Origin of the sequence: Aureimonas mangrovi (genome assembly GCF_014058705.1) — a bacterium.
Taxonomy (GTDB): Bacteria; Pseudomonadota; Alphaproteobacteria; order Rhizobiales; family Rhizobiaceae; genus Aureimonas; species Aureimonas mangrovi.
In genome coordinates this window covers 1761073-1787539 of sequence record NZ_CP059692.1, presented here as the reverse complement: position 1 = coordinate 1787539, position 26467 = coordinate 1761073, and the positions used below count along the sequence as shown (strand labels likewise).

Here is a 26467-nt window from a genome sequence, read left to right as displayed (position 1 = left end):
TTCTTGTCCTTGGGTCTTGGTCGTTAGTCGGAGACGACGGTCGCGCGACCGCCGCCCGAGAGAATCGCGGCGAAGCCGCCTTCCTCGTGAATCGAGAAGACGACGATGGGAATGCGGTTTTCACGCGCGAGCGCAACCGCCGCAACGTCCATCACCGCAAGGCCCTTGTTCAGGACCTCGTCGTGGGTCAGCCGCTCGTAGCGCGTGGCGTCGGGATGCGTCTTGGGATCGGCGCTGTAGATGCCGTCCACCTGCGTTCCCTTGAACAGCGCATCGACGCCCATCTCGGCGGCGCGAAGCGCCGCGGCCGAATCGGTGGTGAAGAACGGATTGCCCGTGCCGCCGGCGAAAATCACGACGCGGCCCTTTTCCGCATGGGCAAGCGCCACGAGCTGCGAGAAGCTCTCACAGATCTCGGGCATCGGGATGGCCGAGAGCACCACCGCGTCGATCCCGATCTTGGTGAGCGACGTTCGCAGCGCCAGCGCGTTGATGACGGTGGCGAGCATGCCCATCTGGTCGCCCGTCACGCGGTCTCCACCCTTGGAGGCGACGGCGACGCCCCGGAAGATGTTGCCGCCACCCACGACGATCGAGATGTCGACGCCGAGCTTGCGGGCCGACTGGATGTCACGCGCTATGCGGTCCGCGACGGCCACGTCGATCCCGAATCCCTGTGCCCCCATCAGCGCTTCGCCGGAGACCTTCAGGAGCACGCGCTTGAAGCGCACCTCAGTTGCCATCGAATTCACCTGTCAGAATGCCGGGATCGCGATACAGGAAGGGCGCCCGCTTCTCAAGCGGACGCCCCACATGCGAAGCCGATCGATGGGATCGGACTACTTCTTGCCGGCGGCCGCCGCGACCTCGGCCGCGAAGTCGCTCTCTTCGCGCTCGACGCCCTCGCCCAGAGCGAAGCGGACGAAGCCCGTAACCTTGGCCGGCGCGCCAAAGTCCTTCTCGGCCTCGGCGAGTGCCTTCTCGACCGTCAGATCCGGATTGATGACGAAGTTCTGCTTCAGGAGGACGACCTCCTCGTAGAACTTGCGCATCCGGCCCTCGACCATCTTTTCGATGATGTTCTCGGGCTTGCCGGACTGGCGGGCCTGCTCGGAGAACACGGCCTTCTCGCGCTCGACGGTGGCGGCGTCGATCTCGCTGTCGGTCAGCGCCAGCGGGTTGGTAGCGGCGACATGCATCGCGACCTGGCGGCCGAAGGCGTTCAGCGCAGCCTTGTCACCGGCCGATTCGATGGCGACGAGAACGCCCATCTTGCCGAGACCATCGACGACCGCGTTGTGTATGTAGGTGGCCACGACGCCATTGGAGACAGTCAGCAGCGCCGAGCGGCGCAGGCTCATGTTCTCGCCGATGGTGGCGACCGCGTCCTTGATGGTGTCGGTGACCGGCTTGCCGCTGGAAGGCTGCGTCGCTGCGCCGACTGCCTCGACCGTGCCGTCCGTGGAAAGGCCGACCTCGGCGATCTCGCGCACCAGCGCCTGGAAGGCGTCGTTGCGGGCGACGAAGTCGGTCTCGGAGTTCACCTCGACGACGACCGCCTTGTTCTCGCCGGCGGCCACAGCGACCAGACCCTCTGCAGCGGTGCGGCCCGACTTCTTGTCAGCCTTGGCGATGCCCTTGGCGCGAAGCCAGTCGATCGCAGCCTCCATGTCGCCGTTGGTCTCGGCGAGCGCCGTCTTGCAGTCCATCATGCCCGCGCCGGTCTTCTCGCGCAGTTCCTTCACCATGGAGGCGGAAATGGTCATCGCTGAACCTTCTTTCGCATAAAAGAGGGCGCACGGACTTCTTCTGGAAGCGTGCGCCGGAAAAAGGCGGCGCTCGGGAGCGCCGCCGAAAAGAGTTGTCGGACCGATCAGGCGGCGGCGGGCGCCTCGTTCTCGGCCGGAGCCTCATCGGCAGCCGCCTCGCCCTCCAGCGCCGGCTCCTCGGGAGCCTCCTCCATCGCGCCGAGATCGACGCCCATGGAGCCCTGCTGGCGGGCGATGCCGTCGACCGCCGAGCGGGCGATCAGGTCGCAGTAGAGCGAGATGGCGCGCGCCGCATCGTCGTTGCCCGGGATCGGATAGTCGATCGGAGCCGGATCGCAGTTCGAATCGACGACCGCGACGACCGGGATGTTGAGGCGCTTGGCTTCTTCGATCGCAATCGACTCCTTGTTGGTGTCGATGATGAAGATCATGTCCGGCACGCCGCCCATGTCCTTGATGCCGCCAAGAGCGCGGTCGAGCTTGTCGCGCTCGCGCTGAAGCGTCAGGCGCTCCTTCTTGGTGAAGCCCTGGGCCTCGCCGGCGAGCAGCTCGTCGAGCTTGCGCAGACGCTGGATCGAGTTGGAGATCGTCTTCCAGTTCGTCAGCATGCCGCCGAGCCAGCGGGCGTTGACGTAATACTGGGCCGAACGGTTCGCCGCATCGGCAACGATCTCAGACGCCTGACGCTTGGTGCCGACGAAGAGCACGCGGCCGCCCTTGGCCACCGTGTCGGACACGGCCTGCAGGGCGCGGTGCAGCATCGGCACCGTTTGCGCGAGATCGAGAATGTGAATGTTGTTGCGCGCGCCGAAGATGTAAGGCGCCATCTTCGGGTTCCAGCGGTGCGTCTGGTGGCCGAAGTGGACGCCAGCCTCGAGCAGCTGGCGCATGGAATAATCGGGCAATGCCATTGTCGTGTCGTCCTTGACCGGTTTGAGCCTCCACGGAACGAAAAGCGGGCGAACCCGCCACCGGATGGACCGAAGCGCCGCCGAAGCGTCGAGCGATCCCCAATTCCGTGTGTGGAATGCGGCGGGCCATACAACAGAAGCCCTTCGCGCGCAAGCGCGGCCTTCCCGGCCGGCCTCAGCTCTCGCAGTCGGCTGGCGCGGACCCCAACGTCAGCTCAGAGAGCGAGCCCTGCAGCGCATAGTCGCCGAAATCCATGAAGATGTCGTCCGAGACGCCGTTCTCGAAAAGCGTATAGCGGGTGTGGAAGATCGGAAGGCCGTCCGCGTCGCTGTCGGAATTGAAATAGGATTCGTCGACCTTCCAGGAATCCATGCCCGCGAGCCCTTCGCCCACCGGCCCGTTCTTCTGCGTCCCGCTTCCCACGGGCAATAGGATGGAAGTCGTCGTCAAAAGCTTCTCCGCGTCTTCGTCCCCGTCGAAGAGCGCCAGCTGCGCGATGCGCTCGCCGCCCTGCGCCGCTTCGATCAGCGCGGCTGTATGGCCAAGCGGAAACTGCGAGAGCGGCAGGTCGAAGCTGCGTTCGCCCGGAAGTTCGGTCTCGACGGTCGTCACCTCGCCCTCGCTGCTGGCCGAGCCCTTCACATGCGCCTGCTGCATGCCGTCGACATAGGTCCATGCCTCGAATTCGAAGGAGCGGCCGTCCGTCCCCTCGCGCGTCACGACACGCTGGTCCGTCAGCGTCGTCTCGCTCTCCTGCCCGAACCTGGCCACGAAGCGATAATCCAGAGCGTAGACGCCGCATTCGGGCATGGTCAGGTCGAAGGCGATGCGCCCCTCGGCCGAGACGATATCCTGGGTTTGCGAGGCCAGCGAAAGATCGTAAACGGCTCTGTGCGGGCCAAGCGTCGCGGCGCCCGCCGGAGCGGCGGCACCTGCCGCGGCAAGGATACAGCACAGGCGAGACAGTCGCATCGTTCGCATTCCCCTCATTCGGCCGCTCGGGCCTTCCCCGATGCCCGCCTGCCCGCAAATACAGGAGAATTCATGACCGACACCATCGAAGCGCGCCTCCAGAATGCCGGCATCACCCTGCCCGACGCCGCCGCACCTGCGGCGAACTACGTGCCCTACTCCGTCTTCGGCAACCTTTGCCAGACCTCGGGCCAGCTTCCGCTCGATGGCGGCAAACTGACCGTGACGGGAAAGCTTGGCGCCGGCGTCTCGCTGGAAGACGGCCAGAAGGCCGCGCGCCAGTGTGCCATCAACGTGCTTGCTCAGGCCAAGGCCGCGCTCGGTGGCGACTTCTCGCGCTTCGGCCGCCTCCTCAAGCTCACCGTCTTCGTGGCGAGCGAGCCCGGCTTCACCGATCAGCACAAGGTCGCGAACGGTGCTTCGGACTTCCTCGTCGAGATTCTCGGCGATAAGGGCCGCCATGCCCGTTCGGCTGTCGGCGTTCCGGCTCTGCCGATGGACGCGGCGGTCGAGGTTGAAGCCCTCTTCGAGATCGCCTGAGACGAAAGACCATGAGCACGCATAGCGACCTGCACTGGCTGACGCGCCGCCCGATCGCTCATCGCGGCCTGCACGACGCCAAGAACGGCATAGCAGAGAATTCGATGTCCGCCTTCCGCGCGGCACTGGACCGCGACTTCGCCATCGAGTGCGACGTCCACCTCTCGGCGGACGGCGTGCCCATGATCTTCCACGACGAGGACCTGGAGCGGATGACGGGCGTCGCCGGGCCACTGGCCGAACGCGCGGCCGACGAACTCGGCGCGCTATCCCTTGGCGGCACGCAGGACGGCGTGCCGCGCCTTGCCGACCTCTTCGCCCTCGTGGACGGCAGGGTGCCGCTCGTCGTCGAACTGAAGGGACGCGACCCCAAGGCGGACGCATCCTTCGCCGATGCCTTGCGCCCGCTCGTGGAGAGCTATCATGGCCCGCTAGCGCTGATGTCCTTCGATGCCTGGCTGATCGCGCAGGCGGCCGCGCACTTCGCGGGCCGCGTGCCGATCGGGCTGACGGCTGAGGGCACGCGCGCGGAGAACCTCGAGCAGCACCGGCGCACCTTCGACGGCGGCTGTTCCTTCGTGTCCTACAACGTCCATCACCTGCCGAATCCCTTTGTCGACTGGGTGCGCGAGGAGAACGGCGCTCCGGTGATCTCGTGGACGGTGCGCACGCCGGCGGATGCCGAGCGCAGCACCTTGCACGCGGACCAGATCACCTTCGAGGGCTTTCTGCCGCAGGTCTGACGGGGTCCTCTTGCACTCACGGCCATCGTGCCGAGATAGGGTATCGCATGGCCGAAGAGACCCTTCCCTCCCACACGATGGCGATCCGCGTCTGCGAGCGCGTGGCCGAGATCGAGCCCGCGGTCTGGGATGCGCTGGCGCAAACGGGCGAAGCGGGCCTCAACCCTTTCCTGTCCCACGCCTTCCTGCGATCTCTGGAGGATTCGGGAGCCGTCGGCCAGCGTGCGGGCTGGCTTCCGCAGCATCTCGTGCTGGAAGACGAGACGGGGCGGGTGCTCGCGGCCGCGCCCGCCTATCTCAAGGCCCACAGCCAGGGCGAATATGTCTTCGATCACGGTTGGGCCGATGCCTTCGAGCGCGCGGGCGGCAGCTACTATCCCAAGCTCCAGCTCTCTGTGCCCTTCACCCCCGCGACGGGTCCGCGGCTCCTCGTCGGTCGCGGCGAAGGCGCGGACGCGCGCCGGGAGATTCTATGCGAAGGGATTGAAGGCTATGTGCGCCAGACGGGAATATCCTCAGCGCACGCGACCTTCCTGGAGCCTTCAGACCTGACGGCGATGGAGGAGTCCGGCTTCCTGCATCGGACCGACCAGCAGTTCCATTTCGTCAATCGCGGCTATTCGAGCTACGATGACTTCCTCGCCACCCTCGCCTCGCGCAAACGCAAGGGCCTGCGCAAGGAGCGCCAGCAGGCCCTGGCGAACGGCATCACGGTGGAATGGCTGACCGGGCGCGACCTGACGGAGGAGGCCTGGGACGCCTTCTTCTCCTTCTACATGGACACGGGCAGCCGCAAATGGGGCCGCCCCTATCTCAACCGCGCCTTCTTCAGCCTGATCGGCGAGAGGATGGGCGAAGACATCCTTCTCGTGATGGCGCGGCGGAACGGGCGCTACATCGCCGGTGCGCTGAATTTCGCAGGTTCGGGGCGCATCTACGGCCGCTACTGGGGCTGCGTCGAGGACCACCCCTTCCTTCACTTCGAGCTCTGTTACCATCAGGCGGTGGACTACGCGATCGCTCACAAGCTCGAAGTGGTCGAAGCGGGCGCCCAAGGCGAGCACAAGTTGGCAAGAGGCTACGAACCCGTCATCACGCATTCGGCGCACTTCATCTCGCATCCCGGTTTGCGACGTGCGATCGCGGACTATCTTGCGCGCGAGCGGCGCGATGTGGAAAGCACCCGCGAGATTCTCGCCGAGCACACGCCCTTCCGCAAGGACGGCGGGCCCGACTGCTCTTGAACGAAAGCCGAGACCTGATGACCTACGACGACGCCAATATCTTCGCCAAGATCCTGAAGGGCGAAATTCCGAGCGCGAAGCTCTTCGAGACGGACGATGTGCTGGCGATCATGGATGCGATGCCGCAGACGAAAGGTCACTGCCTCGTCATTCCGAAAGCGCCCTCTCGCAACCTCCTGGACGCGAGCGACGAGACCCTTTCGCGCGTGATGCCGCAGGTCGCCAAGCTCGCCCGCGCGGCGAAGGCCGCGTTCTCGGCCGACGGTGTCGTGATCGCGCAGTTCAACGAGGCACCCGCCGGGCAGACCATCTTCCACCTGCACTTCCACGTCATCCCGCGTTACGAGGGCGAGGAGCCGGCCATCCACGCGCGCGACATGGCCGACCCCGCCATTCTCGCCGAGCACGCGGCCCTCATCCGCGAAAAGCTCTGAGACTTCAGGGCACGAAGTAGTAATTGGTGAGGTGGAAGAAGAGCGGGGCGGCATAAGTCACTGAATCCATGCGATCAAGGGCGCCTCCATGCCCCTCGATCATCCGACCCCAGTCCTTGGCACCGAGCGAACGCTTGACGGCCGACAGGACGAGCCCGCCGCAGAAGCCGGCCAGGACGATCGCCAGCGCCATCCCCGCCGCCTGCAGCGGCGAGAACGGCGTGATCCAGTAGAGCGCGGCGCCGAGAAGCGTCGCCGTCGCGCCGCCACCGACGAAGCCTTCCCACGTCTTGTTGGGGCTGACGACGGGCGCGATTTTGTGGCGTCCGAAGAGCTTGCCGAAGATGTATTGCAGGACGTCGCTCGCCTGCACGATCGCGACGAGGAAGAACAGCAGCAGGAAGCCGCCGCCCTCGAAGCCGGGAATGCGCAGGAGCAGCAGCGCCGGCGCGTGGCTGATGCAATAGACCGTCAGCATCAGGGCCCACTGAACCTTGGCGGTGCGCATCAGGAATTCGCCGGTCTCGTGCTTGAGAACAGCGAGCACCGGCAAGAGCAGGAAGGCGTAGACCGGGATTGCGATCGAGAAAAGCGACTGCCAGTCAATGCCGATCAGCACGTATTGCAGCGGGAGGAACACGTAGAAGGCGACGGCCAGCGCCGCATGGTCGGCCGGGCGCGTCGGCGTTAGCGAGATGAATTCGCGCAGGCAGTAGAAGGACGTCAGCGCGAAGAGGACGAGCGTCACGCCCTTTCCGAAAGCGAACGCGACCGCGAAGACGGCGACCATCAGCCACCATGAGCGGATGCGCGCATTGAGATTGTCGATCGTCGCAGAGCTCTCCGGGCTCTGCGCGCGCCGCCCGAGAATGCGGCCGACGATCGAGGCCGTGCCGAGTATGACAACGAGGCCGAGGAAGAGCGTGAGCAGGGTCTGGGTCATGCCTGAGCCTCCGCCAGTGCGACGATCGCACCGCGTGCTCGTTCGAGAAATGCTTCCTTCCCCTCCGCCTCCTCGAGTTGCATGGGAGCGCCGAAGCGCACATGGCAGGAGATGGGGACGGGCAGATAGGCCCCGCGCGGGAAGGCGCGGGACAGATTACCAAGGTAGACCGGCACGAGTTCGGCGTCAGGAAAGCGTGTCGCGAGCCTGTAGAGGCCGGACTTGAACGGGCCCGGCAACCGCTCCGCGCCGCGCGTTCCTTCCGGAAAGATCACCAGCGAATGCCCGCGTTGTAGTTCCGCCTCGAGCGGGGCGAGCGGATCGCTTCCGGCTGCGCTGCCTGCGCGGTCGACGAGAACCGAGTTGAGGAGCCCGATCGAGATCGCACGGCGTATGCGGTCCTTGCCCCAGTAGTCGGCCGCGGCGACGGGATGTGTGGTCGCGCGCAGCGGTTTCGGCAGGGCAGCCCAGAGAAGCACCGTGTCGAGATGGCTGCCGTGATTGGCGAAGTAGATGCGCTGGCGGATCGAGGGCTTCGTGCCGATCCACTCGGGCCGGCCGCCGACGAGGAAACGCGTCAGGCCGATCAGGAGATGGTCGATCATGCGTCATCCTCGAGGCGCGCGGCGATGCGCGACATACGGCGCCAGACTGTCCAGATCGCACCAAGGATGACGACGGCGAGCACGATCGTGGTTATGTGGGACGATCCAAGGGCCAATGCTTCGACGAAGGCAAGCACACCGCCGAGCGTCAGCGCGGCCATCCGTTGCGGCTTGGCCATCGGGCCACGATAGTCTTGGCCAAAGCCGAGCGACGCACCGAAAGCGCGCAGGTAGGCGGTCAGGACCGCAAAGAGCGCGGCGACATAGCCGAGTTCTGGCCAAGGACTGGCGTAGCCGAAGCCGATAAGGAGGAAGGCGTCCTCGAACCGGTCCGGCACCTCGTTGAAGAGAGCGCCCGTCGGCGAGCCGCGCCCCCCTTCGACGGCGACCATACCGTCGAGGAGATTGCAGAGCAGCCGAAGCTGCACCATAAGCGCCGCCAGAAGGAAGAGCATCGGTGTCGCCGGCGCGAAGGCGAATGCGAGCCCACCGATCGCTGCGAAGACAACGCCCGACGCCGAGATCGCATTGGGCGTGATCGACGTCCTCAGCAGCGCACGGGCGAGGCCCTGCGCCCAGCGCGTTCCGCGCGATGCCAGCGGCCGGCGCGCCGATGCGTCCCCCTCGCCCATCTTCCCCCACTCTCCGAATCGCGATCCGCTACAAGAGCCCGACCCACCACGCGCCCGCAAGCAGGATGATCTCGGCAACAACGATGCCCAGCACGATCGACCGCGCGATCAAGAAGTAGGCGAGGAAGCCGCCGACCATCGCGCCGATCCGCGCGGCGTCCGGGATCAAGGCGAGCGAGCCCGTCGGATACAGGACGAGGCGCGCAATGACGGCGGCGACGAGCGCGGTGGCGATGGCACGCACGAGCTGGATCGCGACAGACTTGTCGGAAATCGTCCCCGATGAGATGACGCCGAGGTAGCGCCACAGATCCGTCGGCAACCAGCCGGCAAGCAGTATGAACAAGAAGGGCCACCACCAGTAGGGGAGCCAGTCGAAGGTGATTTCGCTCACCGGCCTGCCCTCCGCGCATCGACGATCCGCCCGCCGAGGAAGGCGAGGATACCGCCGAGGATGCCGGCGATGAGGATGTCGAAGGAGGGGAAGAAGTAGTTCGCAGGGGGAATCAGCACCATGCCGGTCAGAAGACCGAGCTTGCCGGAGGTCTCCCTGGCCGTGCCGAAGAGCGAGAGCAGGAAGTAGATCGGCGTCAGAAACGCGAGCGCCCCTGTCGCCAGCGCCGGGAGTTGCCCCATCAGGTTGAAGGTAACGGCGACGACGATGACGTTGAGGCTCGTCAGCGTGACCGAGAAGCCGGCAAAGAACGCCGTGCGATGCTCGCGCGGAACGTTGCCGATCCGCTCCATTGCGAAGACCCAGCAGGTGACCGCGACGAAGTGCGAGAGAAAGAGAAGCGTGCCAGTGCGTGTCTTGGGCCCACGTATCTCCGGGAACAGCGCGACGACCATCGGCATCAGCCGCACCGACGATAGCGCGACGGCCAGCGCCGCGGCCGGAAGCGAAGCACCGGCGGCTATCGCGCCGAGCACGATGATCTTCGCCGGCAGCGCCCAGATCGTCGCCGTCATGAAGGAAGCGTGGAGCCAAGTGACGCCGGCGTCGCGAGCCAAACCGGCGAAACCGACCATCGATAGCGTCAGGATCATCGCTGGCGCACTGAGGATGCCCCGCGCCCCGACGCGAAACCATTCTGCGCTCGAAAGCTGGCGCTCATCCACGCGGGCATCCATCGGATCGGCATTCCCTCGCTGCGTCCCAAGCCCTCAAACGAAAGGGCCACCCGAATGGGCGGCCCTTCCAGAAGCTGCCCACGGGCAGCCCCGTCATAACGACGATCAGGACGACTTACGAGGGATTTTCGGCACCGTACCCGAGCGCTTCGAGCCCTTCGTCTTGGGCTCCATCAGCGCAAGGTCGCCCTCACCCGCGGCCGGCGCGCCCGCGCCTTCCGCATCCTCGTCACCGTCAGCCTCGTTCTCCTGCGCCTTCGAGCGGCGGCGCGCGCCATCGCCTTTTCGCGGACGTGCTGGCGACTCGTCCGCGATCGACTCCAGATGCAGCTTGCGCCCATCCTCGCCGTCCAGGACCGACACCTTCACAATGCCGCCGCGCTTCAGCTTGCCGAAGAGCACCTCGTCCGCCAGCGGCTTCTTCACATACTCCTGGATCACCCGGCCGAGCGGCCGCGCGCCCATCTGTTCGTCGTAGCCCTTGTCTGCCAGCCAGGCGATCGCCTCCGGCTCCAGTTCGAAAGTGACGCCCCGCTCGGAAAGCTGAGCCTCGAGTTGCATGACGAACTTCTGCACCACCTCGTGGATGACCGGCGTCGGCAGCGGCCCGAACGGGATGATCGCGTCGAGACGGTTCCGGAATTCCGGCGTGAAGAGCCGATTGATCGCCTCGATGTCGTCCCCCGTGCGGCGCGACGAGCCGAAGCCGATCGCAGCCTTCGAGGCTTCGGACGCACCCGCATTCGTCGTCATGATGAGGATGACGTTGCGGAAGTCGATGCGCTTGCCGTTGTGGTCGGTCAGCTTCCCGTGGTCCATCACCTGCAGGAGGATGTTGAACAGATCCGGATGCGCCTTCTCGATTTCGTCGAGCAGGAGCACGCAGTGCGGGTGCTGGTCGACGCCATCGGTCAGGAGGCCCCCCTGGTCGAAGCCGACATAGCCCGGAGGCGCTCCAATGAGGCGCGAGACCGTGTGCCTCTCCATGTACTCCGACATGTCGAAGCGCAGGAGTTCGACGCCGAGCGAGGAAGCCAACTGCTTGGCCACCTCCGTCTTGCCGACGCCGGTGGGGCCGGAGAAGAGGTAGGAGCCGATTGGCTTCTCGGGCTCGCGCAGGCCGGCCCGCGCCAGCTTGATGGCGGACGACAAAGCCTCGATCGCCGAATCCTGGCCGTAGACCACGCGCTTGAGCTGGGCGTTGAGGTTGACCAGCACCTCCTCGTCGTCCTTCGAGACGGTCTTGGGCGGGATCCGCGCCATCGTCGCGACGGTCGCCTCGATCTCCTTGATGCCGATCTGCTTCTTGCGACGCGATTCGGGCAACAGCATCTGCGACGCGCCGGTCTCGTCGATCACGTCGATCGCCTTGTCCGGCAGCTTGCGGTCGTTGATGTAGCGCGCGGAAAGCTCCACTGCCGAGCGGATCGCCTCGTTCGTGAACTTCACGCGATGGAAGTCCTCGAAATAGGGCTTCAGCCCCTTCAGGATCGAGACCGCATCGTCGACGGACGGCTCGGCGACATCGATCTTCTGGAAGCGCCGCACCAGGGCGCGGTCCTTCTCGAAGAACTGGCGGTACTCCTTGTAGGTCGTCGAGCCGATGCAGCGGATCGCCCCGGAGGACAGCGCCGGCTTCAGAAGGTTCGAGGCGTCCATCGCGCCACCGGACGTTGCGCCGGCGCCAATCACCGTGTGGATCTCGTCGATGAACAGGACGGCGCCCGGATACTCCTCGAGCTCCTTGACGACCTGCTTCAGCCGCTCCTCGAAGTCGCCGCGGTAGCGCGTGCCGGCAAGAAGCGTGCCCATGTCCAGCGAGAAGATCGTCGCGTCGGCGAGCACGTCCGGAACGTCACCCTCGACGATGCGCTTGGCGAGCCCTTCCGCGATGGCGGTCTTGCCGACGCCCGGATCGCCCACGTAGAGCGGGTTGTTCTTCGAGCGGCGGCACAGGACCTGGATCGTGCGATTGATCTCGCTCGCCCGCCCGATCAGCGGGTCGATGCGGCCGGTCTTGGCCTTCTCGTTGAGATTCACGCAGTAGGCCGAGAGGGCGTCCTGCTTCTCCTTGCGTCGTCCTTCCTCGTCCTGCCCCATGGTCGACTGCTCTTCCTCTGCCCCGCGCACGGGCCGGCTCTCGGCGCCGCCGGGGCGCTTGGAAATCCCGTGGGAGATGAAGTTGACGGCGTCGTAGCGGGTCATCTCCTGCTCCTGCAGGAAGAAGGCCGCGTGGCTCTCGCGCTCGGCGAAGATGGCGACGAGCACGTTGGCTCCCGTCACCTCCTCCCGGCCCGACGATTGCACGTGAATGACCGCACGCTGGATCACGCGGTGGAAGCCGGCTGTCGGCTTGGAATCCTCGTCATGCCCGGTGACGAGATTGGCGAGTTCCGTGTCGATGTACTCGGTCAGTGCAGCGCGCAGCATGTCGAGATCGACGCTGCACCCTTTCATCACCGCCGCCGCATCCTTGTCCTCGAGGAGGGCGAGGAGGAGGTGCTCGAGCGTCGCGAACTCCTGATGACGCTCATTGGCCAGCGTCAGCGCCTGATGGAGAGACTTCTCCAGGCTTTGGGAAAATGTCGGCAAGCTTCACCTCAATTCTTTTCCATCACGCATTGAAGCGGATGTTGATGCTGGCGGGCGAAATCCATGACCTGCGTGACCTTGGTCTCCGCTACCTCGTATGTATAGACACCGCACTCGCCCACGCCGTGCTGATGCACGTGCAACATGATCCGGGTGGCCGCCTCACGATCCTTCTGGAAGAAGCGCTCAAGCACGTGAATAACGAACTCCATCGGAGTGTAATCGTCGTTCAGAAGCAGCACCCTGTAAAGGCTCGGCCTCTTTGTCTTGGTGCGCGTGCGCGTGATGACCGACGTGCCGCGATCGGCGCCGTCGTCGTCGTTCTTCCCGGCCTGCGCCCGCGCCGCCTGTGCGGCCGCGAGCCCTTGCGGATCGTTCATTTCCAATGCCACCACCCTCGTCATCGTCGTCTATGTAAGGATCGCCGGACGCATTTTAAGCCATGCGTCGATTGCGGCATATCTGCGGAGCCGGAATGCGAAAAGGCCCGGCGGGCATGCCGGGCCTTTTCGCTGTTCGGTTTCTGGAGGGCGCTTGTCGCGCCGACATCGGCTCAAGCTGCGCGGGCGGTCGTCTGGGCCCTGGCGGCCGTCGCCGCCACCGTCTGTTCGAACGGCTGATAGGCCTCGCGCATCGCTTCGGCGCAGAGCTCGGAGACGCGCGTCGTCTGGCTCACCCAGCGCTCGTAGGCATCCTTGGCGAACGTGCCGTGCACCTCCATCGCCTTGTCCAGCGAACGGGCCCGCGAGAGCTGATCGAACATCTGTGCGGAGTGCTCGTAGGACTGCTTGGCAAAGTCGGTCGACTGCGCGGCGATCTGCTGGAAGCCCTTCGTCATCGCAGAGAACGACTTCAACCCGTTATCCATCGCTTCCTTACCTGCGGTATTGGCTTCATCGAAGAAGGTCATGCGCTGCTCCCGGATTTGATGATGGGCGAGCTTGCCCGTTGATTGCACCTCCCGATATATTGCACTGCACAAAAGTCTTCAAGGTTGCGCTCCAGCCTGCCGTCATCCAGTCAAATGTTCGGGAGCGGTTCACCGGCAGGGCCGATGCTACGCTTCCGCCACATCGCGATGAAAAGGAAGCTTCAACCATAAACGGATTGGTAAGACCGCGGGCCTTACTGTTTCCAGGACGGAGAGACCCGGGAGGTCGTTGATCGTCTTCGGCTTTTGCCGCGAAGACGATCCGTGCCCGACGTCTCCACATGCGAACCGAGAGAGCCGCCTCGTGCCCACGACGACCCCCTTCATGACGCTTCTCACCCGCCAAATCGGTCGCATGCTGGCAGTCGCCGCGATAGGCACGGGCATCGTCGTTCAGGCGCCCGCGGCCGCGGAGGCCAATCCTCGTTACGCGGCCATCGTCATCGACGCCAACAACGGCAAGGTTCTTTTCGATCGCTACGCCGACGAGCCGCGCTATCCTGCGTCGCTCACGAAGATGATGACGCTCTATCTGGCCTTTGAGGCGCTCGAGACCGGTCGCGCCCGTCGCACGACGCAAATGAAGGTCTCAGCCTACGCCGCCGGGCGCCCGCCGTCCAAACTCGGCCTGAAGGCCGGCTCGACGATCTCGCTCGACGATGCAATGCACGCCCTCGTCACCCGCTCGGCCAATGACGCTGCGGTCGTCATCGCAGAATTCCTTGGCGGCACGGAAACGCGCTTTGCGGAGATGATGACCGCCAAGGCCCGCAGCCTGGGCATGGCGCGCACCACCTTCCGCAACGCGCACGGCCTACCGAACCCGGAGCAGCGTACGACGGCGCGCGACATGGCGACCCTCGGCATCGCGCTGCGCGAGCATTTTCCGCAGTATTACGAGATCTTCAACACGCGCTCCTTCACCTATCGCGGCCAGACCATCGGCAATCACAACCGCGTCCTCGGCCGCGTGCAAGGCGCTGACGGCCTGAAGACCGGCTACATCAACGCGTCCGGCTTCAACCTCGCCTCCTCGGTCGTGCGGGGCAACAAGAAGCTCGTCGCTGTGGTCATGGGCGGGCGTACGTCGCGCACGCGCGACGACCACATGGTCGAGCTCCTCAACCGCTATATCCCGCAGGCGAGCGAAGGACGCGGCGGCCCGCTCATCGCCTCCTGGTCACCCTCCTCGCGCGGTGGCGCCGTCACCGCCCATTCGCAGGTGGCTGCGGCGTTGCCGACGAGCGTCCCGGTTCCGACTCTTCGCGCCGCCAACGTCGATGCCACCTCTATCGACGCGCGCGTCGCGAGCGCCTACGGCTCGACGGCTGCCAGCGCGGTCGACGAAGCTCTTCGGAGCCCCGGCGGGCGCCCCCTCCTCGGCCGGGACGCGCTTCGTCAGGCGCTCAACTCGCAGGTCGAGATGCCGCGCATGGAGATCCCGACGGCCAACGCGCTCGCTCCAATGAATTCCGCGCCCCGTGCCCCAAGCTACAGCAATGGCGGCCCGGTACCCCGTGCGCCCATCCCGTCTGTCGGCATCGACCGCGGGACCACGGGCTCCATCGAGCCGCAGGCCATGCTTGAGTCTCCGATCGCGGCGAGCCTGGCCGTCGCTCCTGCCACATCGCTCTCGCCCTGGGTTGTCCAGATTGCGGCCACGCCCGCCGAGGCGACCGCGATGGATATGCTCGGCGAGGCCAAGATGCGCGGCGGCGATGCTCTCGCTTCGGCCGAGCCGTTCACCGAAACCGTGGAGGCCGGCTCGCAGACGCTCTACCGCGCCCGCTTTTCCGGCTTCGCCACCAAGGACGACGCCAACGCGGCGTGCGATGCGCTCAAGCGCAGCGCCTACGCCTGCTACACGATCGCCGCCAACTGAGCTGTCTTCGCCCGGAAAGCCGGGCGCGACGAGACTTTCCGCCACGACAGACGGCCGCTCGCATCGCCCGAGCCTTGCGGTCGGCCGGCTGGACGAACCCTCGATGAGTATGCGTGTTCAGGGACAGATCAGCGATGACGCTCGACCAGGAAAGCCTTCGCCTCGTTGATACGGGCCGCCAGCAGAGCGCTGCCGCCACGGTCGGGATGCACCCCCTTCATCAGGCGTCGATGCGCCTCGCGGATTTCCGCGAGGGTCGCTCCCGGCTCAAGGCCAAGGATCTCGTGAGCCTCCTGCTGTGTCATGGAGCCAGAGCCTGGCGTGCGTCCCAGCCCGTCGCCCGCACGCGCCTTCGCGTCGTCGCGCCATCCGGGCAGGCGGCGGTCAAGATACGCTTCCAGAAGGCGTAGGCTCTCCGTATCGGCCGCGAGCTCGCGCTGGAGCGTCCGCAGGTCTGTCTCGCGCAAGGCCGAAAGGCGGGCGCCCTCCATCTGCCCTCCGAGAACCACGCCGTCCAGGTCGCCACTGTCGTGGTCGAGGGTCATCTCGAGGAACCGGCTCCTGACCGTCGTCGGTGGACGGCCACCGCCGATGGGGACCGGACGCGCATTCCAGCCTCGACGGAGCGCCGCCATGCCGAAGGCGGCGAGCGGCAGTCCTATCGCACCACGTCCCGTCAGCGTCAGCCCGGCACCGGCCGCGATGACAGCCGCCGGTCCGGCAGTTCGAAGGAACGTCGCGAGTTTTTCGGGTGGCGTAACGAGGAGCAGCCGCAGCGTCGCGACGAGGAATACGACGCCGGCGACGACGAGCAGAAACGTCAACGGCCTGTTCCCCCGGGCCCGCGCAACTGCGCCAGTAGAAGGCGCCCTTCCGGGGACGAGTCCTTTTCTAGCGCCACGGGGCCTTGCGTGACGAAGGTCGCGACGGCGCGCAGGAGACGCCGCAGTGCATCGGCCGCCCCCTCCTCGAGCTTGAAATACGCCCCGCGCGAAAGCCGTGCGATCTCACGAAAGACCGTTTCGGTGGCGCGGTCGCCGCTATCCTGGAAGACGAAGATCGGGACCCCCGCGACGCCGAGTTCTCCAGCCAGCGCGCACAGCGCGTCCGCATCCTCCTCCATGGCATCGCCGATATAGATGAGTGCGCCCAACCGGCTGCGACGCGCCTCGGAGGCGGCATGGGCTAGGACACGGCCGATCTGCGTGCGTCCGCCGCGGCAGTCGATCCGCGTCATCAGGTCGCGCAGCCGGGCGCCCTCGGTAACGAAGGGCGAAGAGCGGCATTCGCGATAGCCGCGGAAATAGACAAGCTGGACGGCGAGGTCGCCCTCGCCGACGACGTCAAACATCTCTGCCTGGAGGCGGCAGGCGCGGTCCCATGTCGGCTGGCGGCTCATCGTCGCGTCGAGAGCGAAGATCAAACGGTTGTTTCCGGCCGCGCTCGACGCGGCGCGTTCAAGGAACCGGTCGATCTCGCCGCGGGTCGAGACCTCGGCCGGCGACGTCTGCGCCTTCGCATTGATCTCGCGCGCCATTCTTCCTCCCGTGAACCCTTCATCAGATTTGGGATCGTGCAAGCTCGGCACAATGCTCCGCACGGCAGAGCGCCATCACAAAAGCCCGAGTTCCACCAGTTCCCTGCGCAGATGCACGGGAATCTCGTCGACCTCTGCACCGGAAGCCCCGAGGTCGGCCGGAGCATCGTCAGGCTTGAGATAGCGCCAACCCTGGAAGGGGCGACGCGGCAGCCAGTTCGTCAGGCGAAGGGTCGGGTCGAGCACGATACGGCAGCGTTGGATGCCGTCCGCCCCCTCCACCGGATCGAACCGGAGAATCGTCTGGCGGACCTGCACATGGCCTCGGATGACCCAGTAGAGGGACCCGCCGGCGAGGACCTCCTCTGCCCGCTTGGGGCTGACGCGCGTGACATGGCCGCTTTCGGCCACCTGGCCAGCCAGTTGCGCCGACCGCAGCCTCTCGTCGACGAACGACTGGAGATCCTCGACGCTGTCGGCGCCGACGCACAGCTTGATGAGATGGAGCGCCATATCGGCGTCATCGCTCCTGCGGCCGCCCGCCGTCAAGCGGTTCGAGAAGGGCTCGACAGCCACGCGCCGGTCGGCGAGAGGTAGTGTGCAACCCTCGCGCCGCATATGGAGGCCTGATGGCACTCGACAGTTTTCTCGACCTGCCCAACGTCTTCGCCCTCTCGCTCTTCGTTCTGGGTTGGCTCGGCTATTCCTTCATCGTCGGACGGATGTCCGAAGGGAGCCTTTCGCGGCGCATGGACCGCCAGCGCGCGCTGTGGATGGATACGCTGCTCAAGCGGGAGCTGCGCATGATCGACACTAGCATCATGATGGGGCTCCAGCAGGGAACCGGCTTCTTCGCCTCAACCTGCATCTTCGTCATCGGCGGCTGCTTCGCGCTGATCGGATCGGCCGAGCAGATCGCGGCGGTAGCAGCCGATCTGCCCCTTTTCGGCGTCTTTGACCGAGCCTTGGTGGAAGCTAAGCTTCTGGGTCTGGCGCTGATCTTCGCGCACGCCTTCTTCAAGTTCGGCTGGTCCTATCGCCTCTTCAACTACTGCACGATCCTCATCGGCGCGATTCCGATGCGCACGGATGCCGAGCGCGAGCCCGCCGCCGCCGAGGCCGCCGTCCAGCGCGCCCTGACGATGAACCGCATCGCCGCGCGCCACTTCAACGGCGGCTTCAGGGCGATCTTCTTCGGCATCGCCTATCTCGGCTGGTTCCTCGGGCCGTGGGTGCTGATGATGACGACACTAGCCGTGCTCTACGTGCTTGCGCACCGTCAGTTCTGGTCGGACGCGCACGACGCCCTGTCCTTCGGCGAGAACGACAGATGACGGCGCGGGGCGATATCACGGGAGCAATTCTGCGCATGGCAGCGGAACGCGGCGCAGAGAAGACGGTCTGCCCCTCCGAGGTCGCTCGCGCTCTCGCGGGATCGGACGAGAAGGCCTGGCGCCTCTTGATGGCGCCGATCCGCGCCGAGACAGTGCGGCTTGCGGACGACGGCGCGATCGAGATCCGACGCAAGGGCCGCACGGTCGATCCGCACGACTTCAAGGGCATCTACCGGATCGGGCTTCCCCGCTCAGGCTGAAGGAAACAGCGCGTCCGTGCGGCCGGTCATCCAGTAGACGGCGAGGCCAAGATACTCGCGCACCGAGAAATGCACCTTCTCCACGTTGCGGATCGACGCGCTCGAAGGTTGCCAGACCGCCGAGCCCGAAGGCGTGCGATAGTCTACGGGGTAAGGCAGCACGTCGAAGCCCGCGACGCGAAAGCAGCCGACGGCGCGCGGCATGTGGAAGGCCGAGGTGACGAGCAGCCAGGTTTCACCCGGCTGCGGATCTGCAATCTTGCGCGACAGGACCGCGTTCTCGGCGGTGTTGCGGGCGGCCTCTTCGAGAACGAGGCGTTCTGGATCGAGGCCAAGTTCGAGAAAGAGCTGCCGGGCGGGAATGCTCTCCGCGATGTCGTCGGCGAGGAGCGCCGCCGAGCCGCCCGAGAAGATGATCCGCGCTTCGGGATAGCGACGCGCCAACGCGAGCGCGGCGGTGACGCGGTCGGCGGCATCGTTCAGCTCAGGCTCGCCGCGCGTGCGCGCGATACGGGTGTCGAAGGAACCGCCCAGCACCACGATGCCGGCGATCTCTGCCGGCAGATCCGGCCGCGGGATACGTTCCTCCAGCGCGCTCATCATCAGAAGGCCGAGCGGCGAGAGAGCGACGACCGCGAGGATCGCGAAGGAGAGGCCCCCGAGGGCCAACCCCGTACGCAGCCGCCGCACGGCGACCGCGAAAAGCCCGAGCGCCAGAAGCAGGAGCACGACGACGAGCGGCTGTACGAGATACCAGCCGACCTTGGAAAGGACGAAGAACAATCGCGACTCCATACGGGCGCGACCGGTGCGCCGCGCCCGAAACCGCTACCGCCTCATTCTGTCGCGAGCATGGACCGAAGCCGTCAGGCGCGGTCCCATTTCGGAGCGAAGCCGGGATTGACGAGACGCTTGCGCAGCCGTGTCATGCGCTCCATCAGGTTGCGATCGTCGTCCGTCAGTTCGAAGTCGAAGACGTCGATATTCTCGGCCAGCCGGTCCGGGTTGGATGTACGCGGAATCGCCGCCACGCCATCCTGCTCGATCTCCCAGCGCAGGACCACCTGCGCCGGCGTTTTGCTATGCGCCTCGGCAATCCGCACGATCTCGGGATTCTGGAGAAGGTCGCCGCCCTGACCGATCGGCGAGTAGGCGACGAGCGCCATGTCGTTGCGCTTGCAGGCGGCAAGGATCGCATCCTGCGAGAGCGTTGGGTGATACTCGACCTGATTGCAGACGAGCGGCGCCTCCGACATCTTCTGCGCCTCGTCCATCATCGTCGAGGTGAAGTTGGCAACGCCGATATGCTTGGTCAGCCCCTTGGTACGCGCTTCGTTGAGCGCCGCGATGGATTCCTCCAGCGGGATGTCCGGATTCGGCCAGTGAATGAGAAGAAGGTCCACCTGCTCCATCTGCAGATCGACCAGCGCCTTCACCGCCGTGGGCACGAGCGAGCTGCGGCCGATGTCTGACCACCAGATCTTGGTGGTGACGAAGAGCTCGTCGCGGTCGATCCCGCTGTCGCGGATGCCCTGCCCGACGCCCTTCTCGTTGCCGTACATGCGGGCGGTGTCGATGTGCCGGTAGCCGCACTCGATCGCCTTGCGCACGATGCCCGGGCTCGTCTCGTCATCCAGCCGGAACGTGCCTAATCCGATGGCCGGGATGCGCGCGCCCGAGCGTTCGATGATCTTCATGGAGCTTCCTGTCGTCGTTTCCCCGATACGGTCCTTGCAAGACCTGCCGTCCAACCTGCACAAAGCGGCGCGCGCTGTGAACGGGTGCGTGCGAAGATAGGCGGAGCGCAGACATGTCCAGCGATTCGGCGACGGTCCTGAAAGAGCGGCCCGCTCAGAGCCGCGGCCGGATCGATCTTCTGGACGTCGCGCGGGCCGTCGCACTGCTCGCAATGCTGGTCTATCACTTCACGTGGGACTTGGAGTTCTTCGGCTATCTACCTGCCGGAACAGTGTTCGAGGGCGGATGGCGCATCTTCGCCCGGACTATTGCGACGAGCTTTCTCGTCCTCGTGGGCATCAGCCTCGTCCTCGCTCATCCCGGCGGCGTCATTCGCCGCCGACCGTACTTGATTCGGCTCGCTCAAGTGGTCGCCGGCGCCACTGCGGTGAGCGCGGCAACCTATGCGTTTACCCCACAAAGCTTCGTGTTCTTCGGCATCCTGCACCAGATCGCCTTCGCCAGCGTCGTCGGCCTCGTCTTCCTGCGGGCACCCGCCGCCGTCACGGCGCTCGCCGGCCTCGCCGTCATAGCCCTGCCCATCATCTACCAGACCGATGTCACGAACACGCGCTGGCTCGCCTGGATCGGCCTTTCCACCTCCGAACCGCTGTCCAACGATCTCGTGCCGGTCTTTCCGTGGACCGGCGTGGTCCTTTTTGGCATGGCGGCCGGGCGTCTGGCCACGAACCTCAATCTCTGGGCGCGCCTGCGGACCTACAATTCCAACGCCGTCCCGATGCGCGTCATGACGAAGCTCGGCCGGCATTCGCTGGCCTTCTACCTGATCCACCAGCCAGCCTCGCTGGCGCTCGTCGCAGCCTATGCCTGGGCCTGGCCCGCCGACCGCGTCGCGCATTTTCCGGCAGACTGCCAGCGTTCCTGTGTCGCCGAGGTCGCGGATGAGGCCTACTGCACGAACTACTGCGGCTGCGTGCAGAGCGAACTCACCGAGCGCAACCTCCTCTCCGATCTGCTCGAAGGCAGGCTCGACGAAGCCGGTCAGTCCACATTGCGCGAAACGATCCTGACCTGCTCGGCCAATGCAGCCCGCTGACGACCGCTCGCTTTACGCGGCGGGCGCGATGCCGAGTTCCGCCATTCTTGTCAGGCACGCCTCCTCGGCGTTGTCGAGTTCGGAGAGAAGATCCTCGATATCCCGGCGCTTTTGCTCGAGCTCCGCGCGCTTCTCGCTGACCTTGCGCACGATGGCGCGCAGCTGCCCCGCCTCGCCTGGAGGCGCGCGATACATGCCCATGATCTCGCGAATCTCCGCGATCGAGAAACCAAGACGCTTGCCGCGCAGGATGATCTTGAGGAGCTGCCGGTCGGAATGGCGGAAGAGCCGCGTGCGCCCCCGGCGAATCGGGGCAATCAGTCCCTCGTCCTCGTAGAAGCGGATGGTACGCGTGGAGATGTCGAACTCGCGCGTGAGTTCGGTGATCGTGTAGTATTCACGCATGGAACAACGGGCCTTCCGATCGAAGCGCCTGTCTCATGCCAGATTTACGTAAAAGTCAATGCGCCGTCAGGCGAGGCCGAACCACCATGTCGCCAGGCCGAGAAAGCCGAAGAAGCCGACGACGTCGGTGACGGCGGTCACGAAAACGGCGGAGGCGATGGCGGGATCCGCACCGAACTTGTTGAGCACAAGCGGGATCAGAATTCCTGCGAGGGCAGCCGTCACCATGTTGATGAGCATGGCCGTTCCGATCACGAGGCCAATGTCGGAACTTCCGATCCATGCCCATGCGATGCAGCCGATCAGGACGGCGATGGCGCTGCCATTGAGAAGGCCGACGAGAAGCTCGCGGCGGATGATGCGGCCGGAATTGTGGATGTGGATGTCGCGCGTGGCGATGGCGCGCACCGTTACCGTCATCGTCTGAGCCGCAGCGTTGCCACCCATGGAGGCAACGATCGGCATCAGGGCGGCCAGCGCGACCATTTGCTGGATCGTCGCGTCGAAGAGCCCAATCACGAGCGCGGCCAGGAAGGCCGTGCCGAGATTGACGAACAGCCACGGGAAACGCGAGCGCGCGGAAACGCGCACTGAATCGGAAATCTCCTCGTCGCCGACGCCGCCCAGGAGACGAAAGTCCTCCTCCGCCTCAGCCTGGATGACATCGACGATATCGTCGATGGTCAGGACCCCGACGAGGCGCTCGTTCTCGTCGACGACGGCGGCCGAGAGAAGGTCGTACTGCTCGAAGACCTGAGCGGCCTCCTCCTGATCCATCTCCGCAGGAATTGCGTGACGGGTCGGATGCATGATCGATTCGATCGTCTCCGGGCGCTTCGTGCGCAGGATCGCATGAAGATCGACGGAGCCGAGAAGCTTGAAGGTGGGATCGACGACAAAGATCTGCGCGAAACGATCCGGCAGATCGTCATCCTCGCGCATGTAGTCGATCGTCTGGCCGACGGTCCAGAACGGCGGTACGGCCACGAACTCCGTCTGCATGCGGCGGCCGGCCGTCTCTTCCGGGTATTCCAGCGCACGTCGCAGCCGCAGACGCTCGCGAAACGGCAGCCGCTCGAGGATTTCCTTGCGGTCCTCCTCCTCCAGATCCTCCAGAATGTAGACCGCATCGTCCGAATCGAGCTCGAGCAGCGCCTCGGCGATCTGCTCGTTCGGCATGGCATCGACGATCTCGAGGCGCACGGCCTCGTCGATCTCGGTCAGCGCGGTGTAGTCGAAATCCTCGCCGAGCAGTCGCACTAGATGCTGACGCTCGTCCGTCTCCAGATGCTCGATGAGATCGCCGAGCTCGGTTTCATGCAGGGGCTCGACGCGCTCGAGCAACGCCGGCGCGTCCTCGGCCTCGAGAACGGCGCGCACATCGTCGAGGAAGGGCCGAGCGACATCGCCATTGTCATCGTAGAACTCGGCCGGCTCCACGGCAGCCGGCTTCTCGGCCGAAAGGCTTTCGTCGTCGCGTCGCTCGTCGACCATCTCGCCCCTCGCACCGTTTCCCGCGCGCACGAAGCTGCGCGATCATCTCATAATCCCCCGTCGCGACAGTCTTCTGACCCTCTCCCGAGAGCACACGTAGACCTGCCGACCGAAGGCCGCGATATAGGATGAGGAGGTGGAGGAGAAAGGCTGGTGCGGTCGAGAAGACTCGAACTTCCACGGGTTGCCCCACAGCGACCTCAACGCTGCGCGTCTACCAATTCCGCCACGACCGCACGCCGTGTTCCGGCGCTGGGCCGGCCCGGCCTCGTCGACCGGTGGCGGGCATGTAACAAAGCCCCTGCGCGGACACAAGCCCTTTTGCGCCGCACCGGCAACAAGCTTCACACGCGCTGACGCGCGCCCTTCCGAACCGTCCCCCGGAGGGATAGATAGAAGCGATGGATGCCCTCACTTCCAAAGCTGCCTCGCCCCGCCTCGACGTCCTCGCCGAAGGTTTCCGGCCGCGTGAGGGGAGCCCCCCGGTGGAGTGGATCATCCTCGACCGCGTAACGCCTTACCAAGAGGCTCTTGCGATGATGGAGGAGCGCGTCGCGGGTATCGCGGCCGGCATCGCGCGCGAGGCCGTCATCCTCCTCGAGCACCCCCCCCTTTACACGGCCGGCACCAGCGCTTCCGGGGCCGATTTGAAGGACCCGGCGCGGTTTCCCGTCTTCGAGGCCGGTCGCGGCGGTCAGTACACCTATCACGGGCCGGGCCAGCGCGTTGCCTATGTGATGCTGGACCTGAAGCGTCGCCGCGCCGACGTTCGCGCGTTCGTTTCCGCCTTGGAGACGTGGATCATCGCGACGCTCGGTTCCTTTCATGTGCGCGGCGAACGGCGCGAGGATCGCGTCGGCGTATGGGTGCGCAGGCCGGAGCGGGCGCCCGGGCCGGACGGATCGCCGGCCGAAGACAAGATCGCAGCCATCGGCATCCGTCTTCGTCGTTGGGTGAGCTTTCATGGAATCAGCTTGAACGTTGATCCGGATCTTTCGCATTTCGAGGGGATCGTGCCGTGCGGCGTCAGCGATCACGGGGTCACGAGCCTCGTCGATCTTGGCCTTCCCATTTCGATGACCGAGGTCGATTCGGTGCTGCGCTCCGAGTTCGAGCACGTCTTCGGCCCGACGGCATGACGACGCTCTATATCGACGCCGACGCCTGCCCGGTGAAGGACGAGGCGCTGGAGATTGCCCTACGTCACCGCGCGGATATCGTTCTCGTGTCGAACGGAGGCCTGCGTCCCTCGCGCTACGAAGGTGCGCGGATCGTCACGGTCTCGGCCGGTGCCGACGCCGCCGATGACTGGATCGTGGAGAACGCTTCATCCGGCGACGTCGTCGTAACGGCCGACATCCCGCTCGCAGCCCGCGCCCTAGAGAAGGGCGTCGCCGTGCTCAACCCGGATGGCCGCCCGCTGACCGAAGCGGGCATCGGCGCCGCCCTCTCCTTTCGCGCCTTCAACCAGCATCTTCGGGAGACGGGCGAAAGCCGAGGCTTCAACAAGGCGTTCGACGCAGCCGACCGCTCGCGCTTCCGACAGGCACTCGATCTCGCACTACGGCCGAGGAACGCGTGATCATCACGCGAAGCTGACCGGGTGCGGGGCCTCCCGACGGCATCCGCTCGCGCGAATTTTCGTAGATACTGTGGTGAATGGCAGCGAGCGAAGGAATGGTCAGATGGCATTGTGGAGGCGTCCTCGCGGTCCGCTCGTCTATCGCCAGAAGCTGACGACGCGAATAACCCACTGGATCTGGGCTGGCTGCCTGTTCTTCCTGCTGCTTTCCGGGCTGCAGATCTTCATGGCGCATCCCGCACTCTACATCGGCCAGCAGTCCGGCTTCCAGTTCGACAATTCCATCCTGTCGATCGGCGCTGTGCAGGATGGGCAGACGCTTCGCGGCGTCACGACGGTTTTCAGCCATCGCTTCGACACGACCGGCTGGCTGGGGGCTGTGCCCGGCTCGAACGGCACGCTACAGGCCAAGAGCTTTCCCGGCTTCATGACCATCCCGACCTATCGCGATCTCGCGAGCGGGCGCGTCGTCCATTTCTTCTTCGCCTGGATCCTCGTCGTCACGCTGGCCGTCTGGTTGGTCACCAGCCTCTTCAACCGACACATCTCTCGGGATCTCCTGCCGACCGGCAAGGACGCACGTGGGCTTGGACGTGACATTCTCGACCATGCCCGCCTTCGGCTTCACAATGGACGCCAATACGGACCCTTGCAGAAGCTTTCCTATCTCGTGGTGCTCTTCATCCTGCTGCCGTTGATGGTGATGACCGGCCTGACCATGTCGCCTGGCATGAACAGTTTCGCGCCTTGGCTGGTGGACCTCTTCGGCGGGCGGCAAAGCGCGCGCACCGCGCATTTCGTCGTGATGCTCCTGCTCGTCGCCTTCTTCGTCGTCCACGTGGTGATGGTGGTGCTGGCCGGACCGATCAACGAACTGCGCTCCATGATCACAGGCTGGTTCCGGATGGACGACAAGGAGACGCGCTCGTGAAGCCGAAACTCAGCCGGCGCCGCTTTCTGACGGGAGCGGGCGTCGCCGCCGCCACCTTGCCACTCTCCGGCTGTTTCGATCCGATGGTCGATCGCAACGGCAATGTCCGCGACGTACTCCTCAAGGCCAACGACCTCACCTACCGGGTCCAGCGGTTCCTGCTCGGTTCCGACAATCTGGCGCGGGAGTTCGCAGAGAGCGAGATCCGGCAGCCGATGCGCCCGAACGGAGTCACAAACCCGCAGGCCCGCGACTATCTCGCGCTATCCAGCGGCAATTTCGCCGACTACCGGCTGACGGTGGATGGGCTCGTCGACCGTCCGCTTTCGCTGTCGCTCGGTCAGTTGCGCAACATGCCGTCGCGCACCCAGATCACCCGCCACGACTGCGTGGAGGGCTGGAGCTGCATCGCAAAATGGACGGGCGCTCCGCTGGCCACGGTCTTGGATCAGGCCGGTGTGCAGGCAGGTGCGCGTTACTGCGTCTTCTCGTGCTTCGACGTGATGGAGAACGGCTTCACCGGCCCGATCCACTACTACGAGTCGATCGATCTTCTCGACGCGCGCCATCCGCAGACGATCCTCGCCTACGGGATGAACGACATGGCCTTGCCCGTAGCCAACGGCGCGCCGCTGCGCGTGCGGGTCGAGCGCCAACTCGGCTACAAGATGGCGAAATACGTGCGCGGGATCACTCTCACCGACGACTTCTCCACCTTCGGCGAAGGGAGCGGCGGCTACTGGGAGGATCGCGGCTACGAATGGTTCGCGGGCATCTGAGCGGGCCCTTTCGGACCCGCC

General features: G+C 65.4%; 31 protein-coding genes and 1 tRNA gene. 12 read left to right on the top strand and 20 right to left on the bottom strand.

Translation table 11 applies throughout. The annotated features are described in order from the left end of the window. Positions 1-23: 23 nt before the first annotated feature. The 4 genes from pyrH to H1343_RS08425 all read right to left on the bottom strand — a co-directional run bounded on the left by pyrH (position 24) and on the right by H1343_RS08425 (position 3653). Positions 24-743 (bottom strand): UMP kinase, encoded by a 720-nt coding sequence (pyrH, locus tag H1343_RS08440; RefSeq protein WP_185982501.1) that lies wholly within the window; start codon positions 741-743, stop codon positions 24-26. 96 nt (positions 744-839) lie between these two features. Beyond that, a complete protein-coding gene (tsf, locus tag H1343_RS08435; RefSeq protein WP_185982500.1) occupies positions 840-1766 on the bottom strand; it encodes a translation elongation factor Ts in 927 nt (308 codons plus the stop codon). A 107-nt stretch (positions 1767-1873) separates the two neighbouring features. After that, on the bottom strand, positions 1874-2680 hold the full coding sequence (gene rpsB / locus H1343_RS08430) for a 30S ribosomal protein S2 (RefSeq protein WP_185982499.1): 807 nt from the start codon (positions 2678-2680) through the stop codon (positions 1874-1876). Between the two features lie 175 nt (positions 2681-2855). Next, positions 2856-3653 (bottom strand): EipB family protein, encoded by a 798-nt coding sequence (locus H1343_RS08425; RefSeq protein WP_185982498.1) that lies wholly within the window; start codon positions 3651-3653, stop codon positions 2856-2858. A 72-nt stretch (positions 3654-3725) separates the two neighbouring features. Here H1343_RS08425 and H1343_RS08420 point away from each other — a divergent pair, with 72 nt between their 5' ends. The 4 genes from H1343_RS08420 to H1343_RS08405 all read left to right on the top strand — a co-directional run bounded on the left by H1343_RS08420 (position 3726) and on the right by H1343_RS08405 (position 6614). Then, on the top strand, positions 3726-4193 hold the full coding sequence (locus H1343_RS08420; RefSeq protein WP_185982497.1) for a RidA family protein: 468 nt from the start codon (positions 3726-3728) through the stop codon (positions 4191-4193). 11 nt (positions 4194-4204) lie between these two features. Next, positions 4205-4936, top strand: coding sequence for a glycerophosphodiester phosphodiesterase family protein (locus H1343_RS08415; RefSeq protein WP_185982496.1), 732 nt, complete (start codon positions 4205-4207; stop codon positions 4934-4936). A 77-nt stretch (positions 4937-5013) separates the two neighbouring features. Then, entirely contained in the window at positions 5014-6180 is a 1167-nt protein-coding gene (locus H1343_RS08410; protein WP_185985566.1) for a GNAT family N-acetyltransferase, read from the top strand. Positions 6181-6197: 17 nt separating this feature from the next. Next, positions 6198-6614: an HIT family protein gene (locus H1343_RS08405; protein ID WP_185982495.1), complete on the top strand. Its 417-nt coding sequence runs from the start codon at positions 6198-6200 to the stop codon at positions 6612-6614. Between the two features lie 4 nt (positions 6615-6618). Here the strand turns inward: H1343_RS08405 and H1343_RS08400 are convergent, their stop codons facing one another. From H1343_RS08400 to H1343_RS08365, 8 genes are all read right to left on the bottom strand, one after another. Next, a complete protein-coding gene (locus H1343_RS08400) occupies positions 6619-7557 on the bottom strand; it encodes a phosphatidate cytidylyltransferase (RefSeq protein ID WP_185982494.1) in 939 nt (312 codons plus the stop codon). Then, positions 7554-8162 (bottom strand): lysophospholipid acyltransferase family protein, encoded by a 609-nt coding sequence (locus H1343_RS08395; RefSeq protein WP_185982493.1) that lies wholly within the window; start codon positions 8160-8162, stop codon positions 7554-7556. Before H1343_RS08395 ends, H1343_RS08400 begins: the two co-directional genes overlap by 4 nt. Then, complete coding sequence (locus H1343_RS08390) at positions 8159-8794, bottom strand: CDP-alcohol phosphatidyltransferase family protein (RefSeq protein WP_185982492.1); 636 nt, start codon at positions 8792-8794, stop codon at positions 8159-8161. The genes H1343_RS08395 and H1343_RS08390 overlap by 4 nt, the downstream gene beginning before the upstream one ends. Before the next feature lie 28 nt (positions 8795-8822). After that, a complete protein-coding gene (locus H1343_RS08385) occupies positions 8823-9188 on the bottom strand; it encodes an AzlD domain-containing protein (RefSeq protein WP_343048864.1) in 366 nt (121 codons plus the stop codon). After that, positions 9185-9925 carry an AzlC family ABC transporter permease gene (locus H1343_RS08380; RefSeq protein ID WP_185982491.1) on the bottom strand — a complete coding sequence of 247 codons (741 nt, stop codon included), beginning with the start codon at positions 9923-9925 and terminating at the stop codon, positions 9185-9187. The genes H1343_RS08385 and H1343_RS08380 overlap by 4 nt, the downstream gene beginning before the upstream one ends. Positions 9926-10030: 105 nt before the next feature. Continuing rightward, complete coding sequence (clpA, locus tag H1343_RS08375; RefSeq protein WP_185982490.1) at positions 10031-12517, bottom strand: ATP-dependent Clp protease ATP-binding subunit ClpA; 2487 nt, start codon at positions 12515-12517, stop codon at positions 10031-10033. An 8-nt stretch (positions 12518-12525) separates the two neighbouring features. Then, positions 12526-12897, bottom strand: a complete 372-nt coding sequence (gene clpS, locus H1343_RS08370; protein ID WP_185982489.1) for an ATP-dependent Clp protease adapter ClpS — start codon at positions 12895-12897, stop codon at positions 12526-12528. Between the two features lie 173 nt (positions 12898-13070). Further along, a complete protein-coding gene (locus tag H1343_RS08365) occupies positions 13071-13427 on the bottom strand; it encodes a phasin family protein (protein ID WP_185982488.1) in 357 nt (118 codons plus the stop codon). Positions 13428-13752: 325 nt separating this feature from the next. Here H1343_RS08365 and H1343_RS08360 point away from each other — a divergent pair, with 325 nt between their 5' ends. Further along, positions 13753-15330: a D-alanyl-D-alanine carboxypeptidase gene (locus tag H1343_RS08360; RefSeq protein WP_246332878.1), complete on the top strand. Its 1578-nt coding sequence runs from the start codon at positions 13753-13755 to the stop codon at positions 15328-15330. A gap of 128 nt (positions 15331-15458) precedes the next feature. Here the strand turns inward: H1343_RS08360 and H1343_RS08355 are convergent, their stop codons facing one another. The 3 genes from H1343_RS08355 to H1343_RS08345 form a co-directional block, all read right to left on the bottom strand. Then, positions 15459-16154 carry a DnaJ domain-containing protein gene (locus tag H1343_RS08355; RefSeq protein ID WP_185982487.1) on the bottom strand — a complete coding sequence of 232 codons (696 nt, stop codon included), beginning with the start codon at positions 16152-16154 and terminating at the stop codon, positions 15459-15461. Further along, a complete protein-coding gene (locus tag H1343_RS08350; protein ID WP_185982486.1) occupies positions 16151-16867 on the bottom strand; it encodes a vWA domain-containing protein in 717 nt (238 codons plus the stop codon). The genes H1343_RS08355 and H1343_RS08350 overlap by 4 nt, the downstream gene beginning before the upstream one ends. Positions 16868-16942: 75 nt before the next feature. After that, the gene (locus H1343_RS08345) at positions 16943-17380 is read right to left on the bottom strand and encodes a DUF1489 family protein (RefSeq protein WP_185982485.1); all 438 of its coding nucleotides are present in this window, start codon (positions 17378-17380) and stop codon (positions 16943-16945) included. Positions 17381-17496: 116 nt separating this feature from the next. On the opposite strand from H1343_RS08345, the gene H1343_RS08340 reads away from it, so the two are divergent. Then, positions 17497-18201, top strand: a complete 705-nt coding sequence (locus H1343_RS08340) for a DUF599 domain-containing protein (RefSeq protein WP_185982484.1) — start codon at positions 17497-17499, stop codon at positions 18199-18201. Between the two features lie 35 nt (positions 18202-18236). Then, the gene (locus H1343_RS08335) at positions 18237-18461 is read left to right on the top strand and encodes a DUF3253 domain-containing protein (RefSeq protein WP_425484576.1); all 225 of its coding nucleotides are present in this window, start codon (positions 18237-18239) and stop codon (positions 18459-18461) included. On the opposite strand, the gene H1343_RS08330 is transcribed toward H1343_RS08335, so the two are convergent. Beyond that, positions 18453-19244: a YdcF family protein gene (locus H1343_RS08330; protein ID WP_185982482.1), complete on the bottom strand. Its 792-nt coding sequence runs from the start codon at positions 19242-19244 to the stop codon at positions 18453-18455. The genes H1343_RS08335 and H1343_RS08330 overlap by 9 nt on opposite strands. 83 nt (positions 19245-19327) lie before the next feature. Beyond that, positions 19328-20158 carry an aldo/keto reductase gene (locus H1343_RS08325; RefSeq protein ID WP_185982481.1) on the bottom strand — a complete coding sequence of 277 codons (831 nt, stop codon included), beginning with the start codon at positions 20156-20158 and terminating at the stop codon, positions 19328-19330. A gap of 113 nt (positions 20159-20271) precedes the next feature. Between H1343_RS08325 and H1343_RS08320 the strand changes: the two genes are divergently transcribed. Next, positions 20272-21255: a heparan-alpha-glucosaminide N-acetyltransferase gene (locus H1343_RS08320; protein WP_185982480.1), complete on the top strand. Its 984-nt coding sequence runs from the start codon at positions 20272-20274 to the stop codon at positions 21253-21255. 12 nt (positions 21256-21267) lie between these two features. Here H1343_RS08320 and H1343_RS08315 read toward each other — a convergent pair whose 3' ends face one another. The 3 genes from H1343_RS08315 to H1343_RS08305 all read right to left on the bottom strand — a co-directional run bounded on the left by H1343_RS08315 (position 21268) and on the right by H1343_RS08305 (position 23390). Continuing rightward, complete coding sequence (locus H1343_RS08315; RefSeq protein WP_185982479.1) at positions 21268-21660, bottom strand: MerR family transcriptional regulator; 393 nt, start codon at positions 21658-21660, stop codon at positions 21268-21270. A 66-nt stretch (positions 21661-21726) separates the two neighbouring features. Then, positions 21727-23154 (bottom strand): magnesium transporter, encoded by a 1428-nt coding sequence (gene mgtE / locus H1343_RS08310; RefSeq protein WP_185982478.1) that lies wholly within the window; start codon positions 23152-23154, stop codon positions 21727-21729. Positions 23155-23305: 151 nt separating this feature from the next. Further along, positions 23306-23390: transfer RNA gene (locus H1343_RS08305), tRNA-Leu, on the bottom strand. A 165-nt stretch (positions 23391-23555) separates the two neighbouring features. Here H1343_RS08305 and lipB point away from each other — a divergent pair. The 4 genes from lipB to H1343_RS08290 all read left to right on the top strand — a co-directional run bounded on the left by lipB (position 23556) and on the right by H1343_RS08290 (position 26446). Continuing rightward, positions 23556-24293, top strand: a complete 738-nt coding sequence (gene lipB / locus H1343_RS08300) for a lipoyl(octanoyl) transferase LipB (protein ID WP_185982477.1) — start codon at positions 23556-23558, stop codon at positions 24291-24293. After that, positions 24290-24736, top strand: a complete 447-nt coding sequence (locus H1343_RS08295) for a YaiI/YqxD family protein (RefSeq protein WP_185982476.1) — start codon at positions 24290-24292, stop codon at positions 24734-24736. Before lipB ends, H1343_RS08295 begins: the two co-directional genes overlap by 4 nt. Before the next feature lie 103 nt (positions 24737-24839). Next, a complete protein-coding gene (locus H1343_RS16875; RefSeq protein WP_210270016.1) occupies positions 24840-25667 on the top strand; it encodes a cytochrome b/b6 domain-containing protein in 828 nt (275 codons plus the stop codon). Continuing rightward, a complete protein-coding gene (locus tag H1343_RS08290) occupies positions 25664-26446 on the top strand; it encodes a molybdopterin-dependent oxidoreductase (protein WP_210270015.1) in 783 nt (260 codons plus the stop codon). The genes H1343_RS16875 and H1343_RS08290 overlap by 4 nt, the downstream gene beginning before the upstream one ends. The last annotated feature ends 21 nt before the right edge of the window (positions 26447-26467 follow it).

What these genes read in the sequence shown, in the direction of transcription:
- pyrH (WP_185982501.1), bottom strand. Translation starts at nt 743, where the DNA reads ATGGCAACTGAGGTGCGCTTCAAGCGCGTGCTCCTGAAGGTCTCCGGC.
- tsf (WP_185982500.1), bottom strand. Translation starts at nt 1,766, where the DNA reads ATGACCATTTCCGCCTCCATGGTGAAGGAACTGCGCGAGAAGACCGGC.
- rpsB (WP_185982499.1), bottom strand. Translation starts at nt 2,680, where the DNA reads ATGGCATTGCCCGATTATTCCATGCGCCAGCTGCTCGAGGCTGGCGTC.
- H1343_RS08425 (WP_185982498.1), bottom strand. Translation starts at nt 3,653, where the DNA reads ATGCGACTGTCTCGCCTGTGCTGTATCCTTGCCGCGGCAGGTGCCGCC.
- H1343_RS08420 (WP_185982497.1), top strand. Translation starts at nt 3,726, where the DNA reads ATGACCGACACCATCGAAGCGCGCCTCCAGAATGCCGGCATCACCCTG.
- H1343_RS08415 (WP_185982496.1), top strand. Translation starts at nt 4,205, where the DNA reads ATGAGCACGCATAGCGACCTGCACTGGCTGACGCGCCGCCCGATCGCT.
- H1343_RS08410 (WP_185985566.1), top strand. Translation starts at nt 5,014, where the DNA reads ATGGCGATCCGCGTCTGCGAGCGCGTGGCCGAGATCGAGCCCGCGGTC.
- H1343_RS08405 (WP_185982495.1), top strand. Translation starts at nt 6,198, where the DNA reads ATGACCTACGACGACGCCAATATCTTCGCCAAGATCCTGAAGGGCGAA.
- H1343_RS08400 (WP_185982494.1), bottom strand. Translation starts at nt 7,557, where the DNA reads ATGACCCAGACCCTGCTCACGCTCTTCCTCGGCCTCGTTGTCATACTC.
- H1343_RS08395 (WP_185982493.1), bottom strand. Translation starts at nt 8,162, where the DNA reads ATGATCGACCATCTCCTGATCGGCCTGACGCGTTTCCTCGTCGGCGGC.
- H1343_RS08390 (WP_185982492.1), bottom strand. Translation starts at nt 8,794, where the DNA reads ATGGGCGAGGGGGACGCATCGGCGCGCCGGCCGCTGGCATCGCGCGGA.
- H1343_RS08380 (WP_185982491.1), bottom strand. Translation starts at nt 9,925, where the DNA reads ATGGATGCCCGCGTGGATGAGCGCCAGCTTTCGAGCGCAGAATGGTTT.
- clpS (WP_185982489.1), bottom strand. Translation starts at nt 12,897, where the DNA reads ATGAACGATCCGCAAGGGCTCGCGGCCGCACAGGCGGCGCGGGCGCAG.
- H1343_RS08365 (WP_185982488.1), bottom strand. Translation starts at nt 13,427, where the DNA reads ATGACCTTCTTCGATGAAGCCAATACCGCAGGTAAGGAAGCGATGGAT.
- H1343_RS08350 (WP_185982486.1), bottom strand. Translation starts at nt 16,867, where the DNA reads ATGGCGCGCGAGATCAATGCGAAGGCGCAGACGTCGCCGGCCGAGGTC.
- H1343_RS08345 (WP_185982485.1), bottom strand. Translation starts at nt 17,380, where the DNA reads ATGGCGCTCCATCTCATCAAGCTGTGCGTCGGCGCCGACAGCGTCGAG.
- H1343_RS08340 (WP_185982484.1), top strand. Translation starts at nt 17,497, where the DNA reads ATGGCACTCGACAGTTTTCTCGACCTGCCCAACGTCTTCGCCCTCTCG.
- H1343_RS08335 (WP_425484576.1), top strand. Translation starts at nt 18,237, where the DNA reads ATGGCAGCGGAACGCGGCGCAGAGAAGACGGTCTGCCCCTCCGAGGTC.
- H1343_RS08325 (WP_185982481.1), bottom strand. Translation starts at nt 20,158, where the DNA reads ATGAAGATCATCGAACGCTCGGGCGCGCGCATCCCGGCCATCGGATTA.
- H1343_RS08320 (WP_185982480.1), top strand. Translation starts at nt 20,272, where the DNA reads ATGTCCAGCGATTCGGCGACGGTCCTGAAAGAGCGGCCCGCTCAGAGC.
- H1343_RS08315 (WP_185982479.1), bottom strand. Translation starts at nt 21,660, where the DNA reads ATGCGTGAATACTACACGATCACCGAACTCACGCGCGAGTTCGACATC.
- mgtE (WP_185982478.1), bottom strand. Translation starts at nt 23,154, where the DNA reads ATGGTCGACGAGCGACGCGACGACGAAAGCCTTTCGGCCGAGAAGCCG.
- lipB (WP_185982477.1), top strand. Translation starts at nt 23,556, where the DNA reads ATGGATGCCCTCACTTCCAAAGCTGCCTCGCCCCGCCTCGACGTCCTC.
- H1343_RS08295 (WP_185982476.1), top strand. Translation starts at nt 24,290, where the DNA reads ATGACGACGCTCTATATCGACGCCGACGCCTGCCCGGTGAAGGACGAG.
- H1343_RS16875 (WP_210270016.1), top strand. Translation starts at nt 24,840, where the DNA reads ATGGCATTGTGGAGGCGTCCTCGCGGTCCGCTCGTCTATCGCCAGAAG.